This window comes from Streptomyces sp. NPDC048192, from assembly GCF_043202415.1.
GTDB lineage: Bacteria > Actinomycetota > Actinomycetes > Streptomycetales > Streptomycetaceae > Streptomyces.
Genome location: NZ_JBIDAL010000017.1, coordinates 154,157 through 168,524 on the forward strand (window position 1 = coordinate 154,157; position 14,368 = coordinate 168,524).

The following is a 14,368-nucleotide window of genomic DNA, read 5'->3' on the forward strand; positions in this document are numbered from 1 at the left end:
GTTCCGTTGCACAACGGCGGGTTTCTGGAAGGGCGGAGGTGAGGTCCATGCCCGGACAGTCGGGTACGGCAGCGCCCCTCGAACAGGTCATCGCCGCGATGGCCGGTCAGCAGGGGCACCTGGGCGGGCGGTTGCACGCGGACCTGACAGATCACATCCCGTCCTACCGAGCGGTGCCGCAGGAACTGCTGGACGAGATCTGGCACCGGCATTTCCGGCGGGCTCTGACCGTGCTGCGAGAGGGGACGGTGCCTCCACCCGAAGAGTTCTGCGAGGCAGAAGTCGCCCGCGACCGGGTCGCCCAGGGCGTGCCGCTCAGTGACGGGCTCCGCGCCTTCCGCCGGGCGCTGAGCGCGATACGGGATCTGTTCATCGCGGAGGCGACCGAACACGGTCTCGACCCCGGTCTCGTCATCGACCGCACCACCTGCCTCTGGGAACTCGCGGATGTCGCGAGCCTGCAGATCGCCGCGGTCCACCGGCAGACGGAGGTCACCGCAGCCCTGTTCGACGCCCGCCGCCGCGCCGACTTCCTGCGCGGACTGCTCTACGGGACGCTGAGCGCGGCGGAGATCCACAGCGGCGCCGCGATCTACGGTCTGGACCTGTCGCGGCCGTACCGGGCCGTCAGGGCCGTGCCGGACGGCGACGCGGCTTCGGACACGCTGTCGCGCTCCCTCGAGTTCCACTGCCGCCGGAACGGTCGAAGCGCGCTGCTCACGGTGCTGGACGAGGCAGTCGCCGGAGTCGTCGAGGGGAAGCCTAAGACCGGTGACCTGGCGGTGACGGCGGGGCTCGGCCCGCCGGCGGACCTGACCGCGGCGCACCGCTCCTTCCGTGCCGCCGGCAGGATGCTGGAGGCCGCCCGTGCCTACGGTCTGCGCGGTGTGTACGACCTGAGCGACCTGTCCTGGCGGGCGGCGGTCGTCGCCGAACCGGAACTCGCCGATCTGCTGTGCGACCGCTACCTGCGCCCCCTGGAGGCGCAAGGAGAGTTCGGTACGCTGATCGAGGAGTCGGTGCGGGCGTACCTGGAGCAGGGCCGGCAGGTCCGCGAAGTCGCCCGCAGCGCACACGTCCACGTCAACACCGTCCGCTACCGGCTGCGCCGTTTCGAGGAGCTGACCGGCAGGAGCCTGGACGCTCTGGAGACCGTGGTGGAACTCAGCTGGGCCCTGGCCGCACGAGAGCTGGGCACGACATCGGCACAGGCCCCGCACGACCGGGCAGGCGGACCCGCAGCAATCCCTCAGGGCCGCCGCGTCCGCCGACGGGCGCGCGAAGGCTGATCGCGCTGCGCGTTCCGTGCCCGCTTCGTCTCGCACGATTCCTTCCACATGCACGCACGCGTAGGCCACTCTTCGCACCTGCGCAACGGTCAGGAAATCCACGTGGTCACGCCCAGACCAGCCGCAGCCGTCACCGCAGGCCCGGCAGAGCGGGTGGAGGCGTCCTCGTCGATCTTCGATCGCCCGCCCGCCGCGTCATCGAATGGGACATTCAGCAAGGCGAGTGCGATGGCATCGACCTTGGACCTGCCTGCCGCTGCCTCGAATCCGCTCCGGTGGCCGGGCGCGGTTCCTTCCGGCGCGGGCACTCTCAACCGCCCTGATGCGTCACCACCGAGTCGAGCTCGGCCGCCACCGCCTCGAGGTCCCCGGACGCCAACCGGTCGCCGCCCAGGCGCTCGACAAGATCCCGGCGGGAGACGATCCTCATCGCGCCCCGACAACGCTCTGCGTCCGCGTCGGCGCACTCCATCACCTCGACTCGGCCGCGGAGCAGCACGAGCGTCGCGTCCCCCTCGGTACGGTTGAGCAAGTCACGCACATGATCCGCAGTGATCATCGATCTCCTCCTGCCTTCCTGCGGGTGACCGTCGGGACCCCACGAACCCGCGCCCGCCCTCAGCCGGCCCCCGGCTCACCGCTGAACGATCTGCCCGGCACACGCACAGCCGGTCTCGCGCACCTCCCGCACCTCCTACGCGGGTCCCGATGTGGTGTGGCGGAATCCTCAGCTCCTGCTCGCATCCGTCGGTGGATGCGATGAGCGAGCTGTCGGCGAGCGGGAGACCAGGTTCCAGCGCTTCGTGGGTGCCCGCCGGCAGCCGCAAACCGGAACGACGCTCCAGACAACGAATGCGGCCCGGGATCGGGGTTGTGGGCTACGTCTCGTGGTCACGGCGTGAAGGCGAGTGCGAGGCCCGGATGATCCCGTATGGGTGACGTCTCCCCCTCACTCCCCTCTGCTGCGTGCGGCGCGATCGGCCTGCCTCTGGCGGCCCTCGTCACGTGCCTGCTGGAACGCATCGGCGATCGTCTCCGCGGCGCCCGACAGGGCGCCCTTGGTCTTGCCGCGGGCGCCGGACTCGGTCAGCTGTCCCGTGAGCTCCGGGAGCCCGGCCGGCTTGCTCGGTCCCGCTTCCAGGTCGAGGCGATTGCACGCCTCGGCGAAGCGGAGGTAGGTGTCAACACTGGCGACCACAACGCGTATGTCGATCTTGAGTATCTCTATACCGACGAGGGAGACCCGGACGAACGCGTCGATCACCACCCCACGGTCGAGGATGAGTTCCAGAACGTCGTACAGGCCGCTGGTACCGCCCCCGCCGCCCTGCTGTGTCGCAACGGTCATGGCGACCAGCCCCTTGCCATCTGTCTCCGCATGGTCCCGCCGACGCTGCCTGCTGTGCGATGCAGGCTGTTCCGGAGAGCGAGTAGCCCCGCTTCCCGCACACAAACACATGTACGAGCTTGGCGAGAGGCAACCCGCCTCCCGCTGTTCGGGTCAGGACAGGGTCCACTCGGCCCCGAGCCCTCCGTCCGCGGTGCGCCGCACCCCGCTCGCGGTCACCTCGCCGGTGTTCAGCAACAGGGCGGCGTCGAACTCCTGGAGGACCTGGACGGCGTAGGGGTGGAGCAGTTCCACGGCGCGTTCGAAGTGCCGTTCCTTGCTCTGGCGCGTGACCGTGTCGCCGCCCTCGCCGTGAGTGCCGTCCCGCAGGTCCGCGTACGGCCGTCCCCGCGCCGCCGCGGTACATCCGCCACGCCCGCCGCAGGTCGTCCGCGGCCGGGAACGCGTGCGGGCCCCGCGCGTGAGCGGGACCGGTGCAGCCGGGGTCCAGCGGCGGGTAGGCCGCACCTGCGCGGTCAACGGCTCGTTCCGGGCGCGCCGGGCCAGAGCCGCGCAGGCGGCCAGCGTCCCGCCCGCGCTGTCCCCGCCGGCTGCCGGCGGCGCGCCGGCCGCACCGGGTGGTGATCCTGCCGGTGTGCGGCCGTGTTCAAGGTCGACGAGGGCACGCCTGGCCACGCCGTTACGTTCCGCGGGTTCATCAAAGGTCAGCCCGCTCGCCCGTCAGCCGCGAGTCCGACGCGCAAGGCGGTGAGGCGGGGTCGGAGGGAGATCGTCACTCCCCCCCATCCGAGGGTGCAGCAACGGAGCAGGAGGTCCGATCGAGCGGTGGCGGGCGGCCTTGCAGCCGGTGACGATGACCTGGCCTTGGGGTGTCGGACGGTCTTGTCGCAGCAGGTGGCGGTGGCGTCGCGGGTCCGACCGGGCCCGGCGACGGAGGTCCGGCCCAGGCGGCCCGCCTCGTCGGTCTGGCGAGAAAGTGCAGGCCGTGGCGGTAGTGCTTGCCGCAGCAGTTGGGCCGGTTCGCCTTCCCGGTACAGCGCTGGACGGGGATCAAGGGCCGTCGATCGGCGCGACCGCCCCGCTGGGTCTGGCCGCCTTGCGTAGTGCCCGGTCCAGGCGCGGCCTCTTGCCCGCGAGCAGGTCGATCATCTGTCGTGCCAGCACCACACGGTGGACTCGGGGAGACGCCGTTACCGCCGGCTGCCGCGTCCAGGCCGTCCTCACCCTGCATCCGGCCGGCTCTGACCAATGACGGATTAAGCCTCGACGACAGCTCTCCCGTATGTGGCTCCAAGCGCTGTGCGGCCCTCGAACGAGATCTTGAGCCGAATGCCCACATTCCGAGAAGCGGGCGTGACCTGGTGTTACGTGACCCGCCTCACCGACTTAGTTAATTGTTCAATCAACGTTTCTGGCCTACCTTCGGAGACACCGAATCACCGTCAGGGTCACGGCAAACCCGGGACCCGAACAGGAGCGATCATGAACAGGTTCACACGACGCATCCTCACCGCAAGCGCCTCCGCAGCGCTCGTCGGCGGCGCCGTCCTCGGCGCCGCAGGCTCTGCCCCGGCAACCCCACTCACCGCCGGGCACCATCAGACCGCCGCCGGCGCCACAGCCGACCCCCTCACTCACGGCCACCGCGACACACAGGACCCGCGCTGCCAGTGGGTGGCCGACCAGCTGGCCCTCTTCGGCAGCGGGCGCGTGCAGCGCCCCCACGGCAGTCTGGACCCCCGCTACTTCCCGTGGGTCTCCGACCAGCTGATGACCTTCGACAGTCACCACCGCTCCGGTTGCCCCCACCTCCACCACGACACCCAGCACCCCGCCCACACCAAGGCCGACTGACTCCGACACAGGAGCCGCCCCGGCTGCTTCGCGGAAACCGTCCAGGACCCGCCCGTTCCGCGTGCCACTCCGGTCCTGGCGCGGCGGGTTGCCCCGCGCATTTCGGAAAGGACCAAGGACGTGATCACGACGATTCTCACTGACATGCGTGCGCATCTTGTCGTGTCGCAGGAGTCCTCGGTGCCGGTGTGGATGACGCTCCGGTACGAATCCACCGACCCCTACGCCGTACGTGTGGTCTTCCGCATCAGCGACGACGAGACGGTCGAGTGGGTCTTCGCGCGCGAACTGCTCGCGGAAGGGCTGCACCAGCCTGCTGGAGAAGGCGACGTCCACGTGCGGCCGATCCAGTCACCCGCGCGGAGCGCCATGCGCGTCACCCTTGCCTCCCCCACGGGCACAGCGCTCCTTGAGGCCCCGGCGCAGCAGCTCGCTTCATTCCTCCAACGAACCGACGCAGCGGTACCACCCGGCATCGAGCACGAACACCTCGACGTGGACAGCGAGTTGGCGCACATCTTCGCGGACAGCTGAGCGGAGCGGCATCTCTGCCGGAGCAAGTGGGAGTGCGGGGCACCTTCGGCGGACGTCGAGCGTCTGGTCACCGGGAATCGTCCATTGGCCCTGGAAAGGACGTACGTGAAGTCGGGATCACCCTGCCGGCGGGTCAGCCTTCGCCACTGCTCTCCGGGTGATCGCCGGCACCGAGCTGGACGAGAATGTCACGGAGGGACTCCAGCTGAGCCCGGGAAAGCCGACTGGCGAACGCCCTCTCCAGTACCTCCGCATCCGTACGGGCGGCTCTGCGCTGGAGCTTCCGGCCGGCGTCCGTCAGCTGGATCACCGCGCCGCGTGCGTCCTCCGCCACGGGCAAGCGCGTGACAAGGCCGCGCTCCACCAGCCTGTCGCACACCCGACTGACCGCGCTCTGAGTCAGTACGACGCGGTTCTTCAGCTCGCGCAGGCGAATGCCCTGGGGCGGGATGTTCACCAGCGTGTCGTACTCGTTGAGGGAAATCCGGTGGTGTTTCGCAAGCTCGGATTCGATGTCACGGAGCACTGCGTTGTGGATCTCCATCATCGATCGCCACAGTCCCGACAAGAAGGGATCTGGATCGGCTGCGGAATCCGCTCGTGATGCCATCCTGTGACCACTCCTCCCACGCGCACGGGTCATTCTGATCAATTATGACGCCGGGCGCTGACAACTGGTCGGCCGATCCGGTCGTCGATCGCCGTGGTTCCAGCCGTCAAAGGGCGCCGCCGAAGCGGAGCCGCCAGCGGGGAGAAGAGACCTCTGGTCGTCGGGCGGCTGCCCCCTCAGAGCCCGTGCCCTCCCTCGTCGCTGAGACCGTTCCCGCGCATCCGGCTCCGCGGGAGACACCGGCCGCCCGTGAAGTCCTCCGCGATCCGACACCTGCAGCAGGACGCACCGACGCTTGCGCGAGTCATTGTCAGAGTCGTGGATCAGCGAAGGAGGTGGGACCATTCGTGTCATGTGTTCCTGGGACTCTCTGACCATCGCCGAACAGACGCTGATGCGTCGGGCCGTGGCCCAGAATCCGTTGGCCGGGACGATTCAGGCCATCGGTACGGCGCTGCGCTGGGCGGGCGCTGAGGATGCCCCGCCTCCGCGCAGCTACTCGGAGGCCGAGCAAGGGGAACTGGTTCCTCGCCTTGGCGCTGTGCTCCTGGGGCTCACCGAGCGTGGACTCGTCAGCGTCCGGGAGGTCGAGGGCTGTGCTCCCGCCGCTTCCGCCCCTGCCGTGACGGGCGAGCAGCTTCGTGTCGTTCTCGCGGATCCGGTCAACTGGGTCTGGAACCCCGATTCACCTTGCCGTTTCCGTCTTGCCGCGCCGGACGCCGTACGTGAGCGGTGGGGCAGCGATATGTACCCGACGGCGGATGTCAGTGGTCTCCCCGCCTGGGACGAGCTGAGCACCGCCCAGCGTGACGTCCTGGTCTGCGCCGCTGAGGCCAGCGGCATGCTGACCGGTCCGTTCGGTGTCTGGGAGGACCCGCCGAACGATCTGAGTGGCGCCGCGCGCCTCGATTGGATCGACCGGCAACTGGCTCCGCTGTTGCCCTTTGTCCGCGCCGGCTGGATCGAGGTGCAGCACCATCCCGAGGCCGACAGCGACGCCTTCACCGTGATTCCTCTCGGCAGCCTCCGTTCTGCCTTGGCTGACCCCACGGTCCGGTACGAAGGTGACGAGTGGGGCATCGGCGTCGGTTGCACCTTCACCTACGCAGGTCTGGCCATCTGGCGTGGCGGCTGGAGCGCTGCCTGGAGCAGCCGCCTCACCGTACGCTGACGACCACCGAAGGGACCGGCCCAGGGCGGTTACGCGTGGCCGCTCGGGCACCCTGGCCAGAAGACCGGGCCAGGACAGCGGTACGGGAGCCGACCCCGCGGGTGACCTTGATTGCTGTAGCCGGTGGTGCAGCCCGGTGGGATCAGTGTGATCTCCGCTACGACGCGGCCGCCGGAGGATTCCTCCACCTGGAAGGGGGTGCCGACCACGGCATTCACGAGTCGTGCCCACGCGGCCTTGCAGGTGTTGCCGTACCGCAGTTGGAGCTGTTGGTGCCCGTAGTTCACGTACGCCACCGTCTGCGCGTCGCCTGAACACCCTGGTTGGATGGGGTCCTTGTCGATGCGTCCGTCAGCCTGGCGTGTGGCTGCCGGTTGGGCCTGTGCGGCTGGTGCCGTCACCATCCCGCGGTGACCAGAGCGGCCACCGCCAGCGCAGCGGTCATCGTCTTCCGCACAGAAGAGTCCCTCACTGCCGAGAGATGCCAGCGACGGCGACCCATGCCGGCGCGGCGGGCCGGACGGTGTGCCGGATTCCCATTCACTCCATTATCCCTGTGGTGGAGCTGCCCTCGCCGATGACGGGCGTCCCAAGCCGAGGAGAGTGCAAACGATGACGCCGACGTCTCGACGGCGATCTGTTGTGGCGTCAGCAGCCGTGGCCGCTGCTTTCTTTGCCGCACCGCTGATGGGCACTGCGACCGCCTACGCCGACAGCCACCCCACCACCCCGCAGCAGACACACACGCCCACCCGCGAGCACAGCTCGGACGACCGCGACTGCGAGGAGAACGGATCCGACGAGCAGGGCTGCAAGGAGCACGGCTCGGACGAGCACGGCTGCAAGGAGCACGGGTCGGACGAGCACGGCTCCGACGAGCACGGCTGCGACAACGACGAAAAGACAGGGGGCAAACCGGAACTCGCCCACACCGGCGCGGACCACACGAGGGAAGCGGTCATGGGCGGTGCGGCCGCCGCTCTGATCGCGGCAGGCGCCGGCACCATGCTGATCGCGCGGCGCCGCAGCAACCCGTAACTCGCCCCGCCACATCCACCGATCCCGCGAAGCGTCCCGGTCACACACCGCACCCCCGGGCCTCCCAGCATCTTTGATCGGCCGGCCGGGAACGCGCCGCCGGCCGCCGCCGCGCACCAGTGGCGGCGGCCTACCACCTCCGCTACGGCCGCCGACATCCCCGACCACCGCCCCTGGGCACCAGGAGGGCTCGTGGAGGCGAGCGCAGCCGACGTGCGTCTTACCAGGGCGCACCAGACAGAAGCCCTGTCGCGCCCCTGAGGCCCGTCCAGGACGCATCACGGCTCGCCGTCGGATCGTTCTGGCGGATCTGGCCACAGACCCTCGAGGCGATCGCAGCCTCCCGTGAAAGGCATCCGGCCGCGGCGAGAGAACCGCGACGTCCCGAAGGAGCCACGCGTGAGCACGGTCGACGGAACGCCGACGCGACGCCGCGACGGATGCTCTTCCGCTACCGATCGGGGCGGATTCTCTTCCGCGACGATCAGGGCGGCCCGCTCCCGTCCGGCGAGTGACCCGGCGGGTGACCGGCGGGTGAGGGCCGGGTGACTGGAGGGCGTGCGGTCGGACCGGGCACGTATCCGAGTCGCCGGACAGCGCGCTTCGCCCGCCTCGCGTGAGGCGCGCTGACGCGCGGGGTGTCGAGGACGCCGTAGGCCACCGAGCGGGATACGCCCACGCGCTGGGCCACCTCGGCGAGCGCCGACCACCGGCGCGGCACATCCTCCGCCATGAACTGTGAGCCCGCCCCTCCTGGCCTCGGCTCCCGGCATCGGCTCCCCGGCGCAAGCGTCCCGGCCGGGCCCGGTCAACTCGAAGCGCTTCCGGCCCCAGGGCCCCAGAGCCCGTTGAAGTGCGGGTCGCACACCAGCACTTGACAGGTTCATCAGAACGAAACACGATACCGGCCACACCCCAGAACTTCTCAGCGCCTATGAGGAACGCTTCAAATGGGAGCGCTCCCACCCAGAACGTCGTACCACCGCTCTTCCCCAGGACGTCGCATGTCGGGACGAGAACGTGCGGCGCATCCCTGCCAGGAAACCGAGGTACCGTCATGCGCCGCAGACTCCGCGCCCTCGTGGCAGCGCTCGCCGTCGCACCGTCCGCCCGCGCCGCCGATCCGGCCGCCCCGGCCACCGGGTTCTACGTGGACCTCGGCTCCAGCGCGAAGCGGTGGACGGCCGTCAGTGCCGGTGACGGCCGATCAGCTCCTCCCTCGCCCGCGCCCCGGCGGCCCGCCGATCTCAACTCCTGGGGCCGCACCACCGAGCGTGCTGGAGGGACCGCCGCACCTCCCGGCCCCACTCGGACGGACGAAGGCACCGAGGCGTGTCCGAGTCGAGCCCGGGTGAGTCCGACGGCGGCCGCGGTGTCCAAGCGGGCTCCCCGGCAGGACGGTTCCACCCCGAGATCGCCTACGCGATTGCCCTGCGGCCACTGATCCGGGCCTCGCGGGCGGGGCCACGGTCCTGTCCCGTCACGGGCCCTGGGCACCGTCCGCCGCGGCCTGCCGCGGCCACCGGTCAACGTCTGCCGCGCAGGCGGTCGGCAGCCCGCCCAGCGGCAGACGCACCCCGACCATCCACCACGTCAGGAGCAGTCATGAACCCACGCACCCTACGGCGCCGCGCGGCCGCCGCCATCGCGGCGCTCACCGTCTGCGCCGCCCTCACCGCGACACAGGCGCAGGCCGCACCCGCGCAGAACCTCATCACCCCGGCCACAAAGTTCTACGTGGATCCCGACAGCGAGGCCGCGCAGCAGGCCCGCGTCGACTTGGGGCACGGCGACCTGCAGAACGCCGCGAACATGGCCAGGCTCGCGAGCTGGCCACAGGCCCAGTGGTTCACCGGCGGCACGCCCGACGAGGTCCGCGCCAAGGTGAACAGGCTCGTCCGCCGGGCCCGGGCCGTCGGCCGGACGCCCGTGCTGGTCGCCTACGACATACCCGGCCGGGACTGCTCGCAGTACTCCAGCGGCGGAGCCGCATCCTCCGCCGCCTACCGCCAGTGGATCGACGCCTTCGCGGCCGGCATCGGGGGTGACAAGGCGGTGGTCGTCGTCGAACCCGACGGCCTGGCCAACCTTCCCGAGGACTGCGGGCCCACCACCGATCCGACCGGCGAGCTCACGACCGCCCGCATCGCCGACCTCGCCTACGCCGTGAAGACCCTCAAGGCCCGGCCCCGCACCGCGGTCTACCTGGACGCCGGCAACGTACAGTGGCGGGCCGTCGGCGACATCGCCCAGCGACTGCTGGACGCGGGGGTCCAGTACGGCGACGGCTTCGCCCTGAACGTGTCCAACTACCACCCCACCGACCACAACGCCAGATACGGCACCTGGATCGCCAAGTGCATGTGGTTCGCCACCGAGGGCCCCGAGGAGGCACGCGGCCACACCGACTGGTGCGCCAGTCAGTACTACTCGTCCGCCGCCCCCAACGACGGCGCACCCGGCGATGCCGTCTCCCCCACGGACCCCACCACCTGGCGGTGGACCGACGCCTGGTTCGACCAGCACGTGGGCACTTCGCCGGCCGACGAGCTGCACCACTTCGTGATCGACACGAGCCGCAACGGCCAGGGCGCCTGGACCCCGCCGCCGGGCAAGTACAGCGGGGACCCGGAGGCCTGGTGCAACGCACCCGGCCGCGGTCTCGGTCCACGCCCGACCGCCGACACCGGCGTACCGCTCGTCGATGCCTACCTGTGGATCAAGACTCCCGGCGAATCCGACGGCAGTTGCACGCGCAACACCGGCGGCACGATCGACCCCGAGTACGGCATCGTCGATCCGCCCGCCGGCGCCTGGTGGCCCGACCAGGCCCACGCGCTCGCCGCAAACGCGGTACCGCGTCTGACGTTCAACCGCTGAACCGGTCGCGCGCCTCCGCACGCACCGGCCACCGAGCCGTTTCCTCTCGGGGAGTACGGGCCACGATCTCATCGTCGCGGCGATGAACACCGGCGACGGCGGGACGGGTCCTACGGCGAGTGCTCCCGGTTCACCGTGCGTACGCGTGCCCCCGGTCGCACGATTGCGCAAGCTGTAAAGCTATGCTCGCGACCCGGAACTCACCCCGCGCGCCCGGAGGATGAGGGCCGCGGCGTCTCGAGGCCGGCCGCGGGTCCCGGACCTGCGGCCGAAGGGATCCGGCCGTCCTGCCGGGTGCGTGCGAGAGTGCGGGAACGCAGGAACACCGAGGACATGAACAAGGGGCGGCACGGGTGCGGAAGGGAACCCGGGCGGTGCTCGCGGGGGCCACCACGGTGGTCGTGGCCGCGGTGCTGGGACCGACATGGGGTCACACGGGCAGTACGACGGACGGCCGTCCGGGCGACCGGGGGCCGGTGACCGCCTCGCCGTCGCCGCCGCTCTACACCTCGGAGCGGCCGCCGGCGGACCAGAAGTCCGTGCCGGATCCGCACCTGCCCGCCCCGGTGGTGAGCATGGACATCGCCCACGCCTCGGACAAGGGAGCAGACGCCGTCAATATCACCGTCGACGACGGTCCGGATCCGGTCTGGACGCCGCGCGTGCTGAAGGTGCTCAGGGACAACGGCGTCAAGGCGGTCTTCTGCATGACCGGGGCGAACGCCGGCAGGTATCCCGACGTGGTGCGGGAGGTCGTCGCCGACGGGCACCGGCTGTGCGACCACAGCGTCCGCCACGACACGGCGATGGACCGCAAACCGGCCTCCTACCAGCACAGTGAGGTCGTCGACGCGGAGCGGATCATCGAGCGCGCCTCCGACGGGGTGAAGCCGCTGTACGTGCTGCATCCGTTCGGCATGGCTCCGCGACACCACCACCGCCCCCGGCGGCGCCAAGTGAACCGGCACGCGGAGTTCTCCCGACGAAGGCCCGTGTAACTACGACGGCACCGACTAGGCGCCGCAACACGGGCCGGTACCCGACAGGCGCGCTCGGTGGGGGTGGCCGGGAGACCGCCGTCGCCGCGCGGAGGAGCGGGGATCTTCCGCGCGGTGTGGTCTCGGACACGCCTGACCCCGGACCTGCCCGCCGACGCGGGGACGTTCCGACGGCCCGGGTGTCGTGCGCACGGGTCAGGGTGTCCAAGGCGCCTCGTCCGACAGGCCGAACGCCCTCTACTTGTCGAGCCACGGACTTCAGCACCCAAGCCCTTCTCAGTCTGTTGCGCAGCCTTGACGGTATTGGTCTGGGCCAATACCGTCTGCTTCGCACAGAACTCCACATGGCTCAACACCAGGAATCCTCACCAGAGTTGGTGATGCATCCCCCGGTTGCGGAACGAGACCCGGCCGTCCGTTGTGGGCCTGCCAGTCGACGGCAGTCCAAGCGACGACCGTCGCCCCGTTCGTCGTCATCCAGATCTGCAAGGGCGCGTGCACTCCTCACCGTTGATGGAGATCACCAGAGGCGGCATAGCGAACAGACGCGATCATGTCCTTCTTCGGAGGCCAGACCTATGCAATTACCCCCCGCAAGGGCACAGCGCAGCGGATGGAAGAGAGCGCTCTCTCTGATTCCCGTCGTCGTGGTGACTGTGGCGGCCACCGTCACCACGACACTGAACGCCCAGGCATCAGTGCCCCCGACACCGTCGGGCTTCACACTCACTTGGAGCGACGACTTCAACGGTGCATCCGGCACCGGCATCGATCAGAGCCTGTGGAAGTACGACACCGGGCCGGGCAGCAACTTCGGCACCGGTGAGATCGAGACGATGACCAACAGCACCTCGAACGTCTACTACGACGGTCAGGGTCATCTGGTGCTCCAGGCCCTGCACTCGGGTTCCGACGCGCGCAGCGGATGGACCTCCGGGCGCGTGGAGACCCAGTCGGCGAGCTTCGGCGCCCCGGCGGGCGGTGTCGTACGCATCGAGTCCGTCCTACAGCAGCCCGACGTCACCACCGCCAACGGCGCGGGCTACTGGCCGGCGTTCTGGATGCTCGGCGCGCCGCTGCGCGACGGTGTGACCTGGCCGAAGTCCGGCGAGATCGACGTCATGGAGGACATCAACGGTCGCAGCTCCGTCTTCAGCACCCTGCACTGCGGTGTGAACCCGGGTGGACCGTGCAACGAGTCGACCGGCATCGGCTCGGGTGAACGCGCCTGTTCCGGCTGCCAGACCGGCTTCCACGACTACGCGGTGGAGATCGACCGCTCGGTGTCGCCGGAGCAGATCAGGTTCTATCTCGACGGTAACAACTTCTACACGATCAACGCCAACCAGGTGGACGCCACGACCTGGTCCGACGCGGTCGACCATCCCTTCTTCATCATCTACGACCTGGCGATCGGCGGCGGCTTCCCGGACGCCTTCGGCGGGGGTCCGAACGCGTCCACGGTGTCCGGCGGCAAGCTGGTCATCGACTCGGTGGCCGTCTACAACAAGGCGCCCGGCTCCGGAGGCGGTGGCGGCGGTTCGGTGAGCGGTCAGACGATCACCGGACCCGGCGGCAAGTGTGTGGACGTGGCGGGCGACGACACCGGCGGCGACGGCACCGCGGTCCAGCTCTGGGACTGCCAGTCGGCGGCCAAGGACCAGCACTGGACCTGGAGCGGCCAGACCCTGCAGACCCTCGGCAAGTGCCTGGACATCGCGGGCGGTAACAGCGCCGCCGGTACGAAGCTCCAGCTCGCCAACTGCAACGGCGGCGGCTACCAGAACTGGGTGCGGCAACCGGACGGCTCGCTGCGGAACCCGACCAGCGGCCGGTGCATCGACTCACCGTCGGGTGCCACCGCGAACGGGACCCGCCTGCAGATCTGGGACTGCAACGGCTCCGCCGCCCAGCAGTTCGCCATCGGCACCCCGATCTACGGACCGGGCGGCAAGTGCGTGGACGTGGCGGGTGACGACACCGGCGGTGACGGCACCGCGGTCCAGCTCTGGGACTGCCAGCAGGCCACGTCGCTCGACCAGAAGTGGACCTGGAACGGCCAGACCCTGCGCACGCTGGGCAAGTGCCTGGACATCGCGGGCGGTGTGAACGCGGCCGGCACGAAGCTCCAGCTGGCCAACTGCAACGGCGGTGGCTACCAGAACTGGGTCGCCAACGCCGACGGCTCGATGTCCAATCCGACCACCGGCAGGTGCATCGACTCGCCGTCGGGTGCCACCGCGAACGGCACCCGCCTGCAGATCTGGGACTGCAACGGCTCCGCCGCCCAGAAGTTCTCGCCGGCATGAGCAAGCAGAGCCCTGTCTGAAGCAAGCGGGGCGCGTCGAAGGGCCGCACCTCAACCGCGGCCCTTCGGTGCATCGCCACTGCGCAGGCGATCCACTGAGGCCTTCTCCTCTCCTGTCGGCGCTGGCCATGTCCCGGATGCGGCCGAAGTGCAGTCGGTGGGCCACGGTCACGGTGCAGGGGCCGTTGCGGTTCTTGCCGACGATGAGTTCGACTTCGCCGGCGTGTGCACTGCCGGGCTCGTAGGCGTCCGGCCGGTGCAGCAGGATGATCGCCGTCCTGCTCGATCTGCCCCGAGTCCCGCAGGTCCGCCACCATCGGCCGCTTGTCCCCGATGCT

13 protein-coding genes are annotated in these 14,368 nt (G+C 69.9%); 8 read left to right on the forward strand and 5 right to left on the reverse strand.

Features of this window, described 5'->3' with window-relative positions; translation table 11 throughout:
* Positions 1-47 precede the first annotated feature (47 nt).
* Positions 48-1,289: a PucR family transcriptional regulator gene (locus ACGFZN_RS31770; RefSeq protein WP_393861889.1), complete on the forward strand. Its 1,242-nt coding sequence runs from the start codon at positions 48-50 to the stop codon at positions 1,287-1,289.
* 310 nt (positions 1,290-1,599) lie between these two features.
* On the opposite strand, the gene ACGFZN_RS31775 is transcribed toward ACGFZN_RS31770, so the two are convergent.
* The 3 genes from ACGFZN_RS31775 to ACGFZN_RS31785 form a co-directional block, all read right to left on the reverse strand.
* A complete protein-coding gene (locus ACGFZN_RS31775; RefSeq protein ID WP_393861890.1) occupies positions 1,600-1,848 on the reverse strand; it encodes a hypothetical protein in 249 nt (82 codons plus the stop codon).
* Positions 1,849-2,238: 390 nt separating this feature from the next.
* Positions 2,239-2,637: a gas vesicle structural protein GvpA gene (locus ACGFZN_RS31780; protein WP_393861891.1), complete on the reverse strand. Its 399-nt coding sequence runs from the start codon at positions 2,635-2,637 to the stop codon at positions 2,239-2,241.
* A gap of 153 nt (positions 2,638-2,790) precedes the next feature.
* Positions 2,791-3,312, reverse strand: a complete 522-nt coding sequence (locus ACGFZN_RS31785; RefSeq protein WP_393861892.1) for a hypothetical protein — start codon at positions 3,310-3,312, stop codon at positions 2,791-2,793.
* Between the two features lie 807 nt (positions 3,313-4,119).
* Between ACGFZN_RS31785 and ACGFZN_RS31790 the strand changes: the two genes are divergently transcribed.
* Together ACGFZN_RS31790 and ACGFZN_RS31795 are read left to right on the forward strand one after the other, a co-directional pair.
* The gene (locus ACGFZN_RS31790) at positions 4,120-4,491 is read left to right on the forward strand and encodes a hypothetical protein (RefSeq protein ID WP_393861893.1); all 372 of its coding nucleotides are present in this window, start codon (positions 4,120-4,122) and stop codon (positions 4,489-4,491) included.
* Between the two features lie 120 nt (positions 4,492-4,611).
* Positions 4,612-5,025 (forward strand): SsgA family sporulation/cell division regulator, encoded by a 414-nt coding sequence (locus ACGFZN_RS31795; protein ID WP_393861894.1) that lies wholly within the window; start codon positions 4,612-4,614, stop codon positions 5,023-5,025.
* A 133-nt stretch (positions 5,026-5,158) separates the two neighbouring features.
* Here the strand turns inward: ACGFZN_RS31795 and ACGFZN_RS31800 are convergent, their stop codons facing one another.
* Positions 5,159-5,635, reverse strand: coding sequence for a MarR family winged helix-turn-helix transcriptional regulator (locus ACGFZN_RS31800; protein WP_393861895.1), 477 nt, complete (start codon positions 5,633-5,635; stop codon positions 5,159-5,161).
* A gap of 352 nt (positions 5,636-5,987) precedes the next feature.
* Between ACGFZN_RS31800 and ACGFZN_RS31805 the strand changes: the two genes are divergently transcribed.
* On the forward strand, positions 5,988-6,806 hold the full coding sequence (locus ACGFZN_RS31805) for a hypothetical protein (protein ID WP_393861896.1): 819 nt from the start codon (positions 5,988-5,990) through the stop codon (positions 6,804-6,806).
* A 29-nt stretch (positions 6,807-6,835) separates the two neighbouring features.
* On the opposite strand, the gene ACGFZN_RS31810 is transcribed toward ACGFZN_RS31805, so the two are convergent.
* Entirely contained in the window at positions 6,836-7,210 is a 375-nt protein-coding gene (locus tag ACGFZN_RS31810; protein ID WP_393861897.1) for a DUF2690 domain-containing protein, read from the reverse strand.
* A 283-nt stretch (positions 7,211-7,493) separates the two neighbouring features.
* On the opposite strand from ACGFZN_RS31810, the gene ACGFZN_RS31815 reads away from it, so the two are divergent.
* The 4 genes from ACGFZN_RS31815 to ACGFZN_RS31830 all read left to right on the forward strand — a co-directional run bounded on the left by ACGFZN_RS31815 (position 7,494) and on the right by ACGFZN_RS31830 (position 14,031).
* Positions 7,494-7,844 (forward strand): hypothetical protein, encoded by a 351-nt coding sequence (locus ACGFZN_RS31815; protein ID WP_393861898.1) that lies wholly within the window; start codon positions 7,494-7,496, stop codon positions 7,842-7,844.
* Positions 7,845-9,449: 1,605 nt separating this feature from the next.
* Positions 9,450-10,724, forward strand: a complete 1,275-nt coding sequence (locus tag ACGFZN_RS31820) for a glycoside hydrolase family 6 protein (RefSeq protein ID WP_393861899.1) — start codon at positions 9,450-9,452, stop codon at positions 10,722-10,724.
* Positions 10,725-11,077: 353 nt separating this feature from the next.
* Positions 11,078-11,722, forward strand: coding sequence for a polysaccharide deacetylase family protein (locus tag ACGFZN_RS31825; protein WP_393861900.1), 645 nt, complete (start codon positions 11,078-11,080; stop codon positions 11,720-11,722).
* A gap of 650 nt (positions 11,723-12,372) precedes the next feature.
* The gene (locus tag ACGFZN_RS31830; protein WP_393861901.1) at positions 12,373-14,031 is read left to right on the forward strand and encodes a ricin-type beta-trefoil lectin domain protein; all 1,659 of its coding nucleotides are present in this window, start codon (positions 12,373-12,375) and stop codon (positions 14,029-14,031) included.
* Positions 14,032-14,368: the final 337 nt, after the last annotated feature.

Coding starts and splice junctions, on each gene's coding strand:
- ACGFZN_RS31770 (WP_393861889.1), top strand. CDS start 48: ATGCCCGGACAGTCGGGTACGGCAGCGCCCCTCGAACAGGTCATCGCC.
- ACGFZN_RS31775 (WP_393861890.1), bottom strand. CDS start 1,848: ATGATCACTGCGGATCATGTGCGTGACTTGCTCAACCGTACCGAGGGG.
- ACGFZN_RS31780 (WP_393861891.1), bottom strand. CDS start 2,637: ATGACCGTTGCGACACAGCAGGGCGGCGGGGGCGGTACCAGCGGCCTG.
- ACGFZN_RS31790 (WP_393861893.1), top strand. CDS start 4,120: ATGAACAGGTTCACACGACGCATCCTCACCGCAAGCGCCTCCGCAGCG.
- ACGFZN_RS31800 (WP_393861895.1), bottom strand. CDS start 5,635: ATGGCATCACGAGCGGATTCCGCAGCCGATCCAGATCCCTTCTTGTCG.
- ACGFZN_RS31805 (WP_393861896.1), top strand. CDS start 5,988: ATGTGTTCCTGGGACTCTCTGACCATCGCCGAACAGACGCTGATGCGT.
- ACGFZN_RS31810 (WP_393861897.1), bottom strand. CDS start 7,210: ATGGTGACGGCACCAGCCGCACAGGCCCAACCGGCAGCCACACGCCAG.
- ACGFZN_RS31815 (WP_393861898.1), top strand. CDS start 7,494: ATGGGCACTGCGACCGCCTACGCCGACAGCCACCCCACCACCCCGCAG.
- ACGFZN_RS31820 (WP_393861899.1), top strand. CDS start 9,450: ATGAACCCACGCACCCTACGGCGCCGCGCGGCCGCCGCCATCGCGGCG.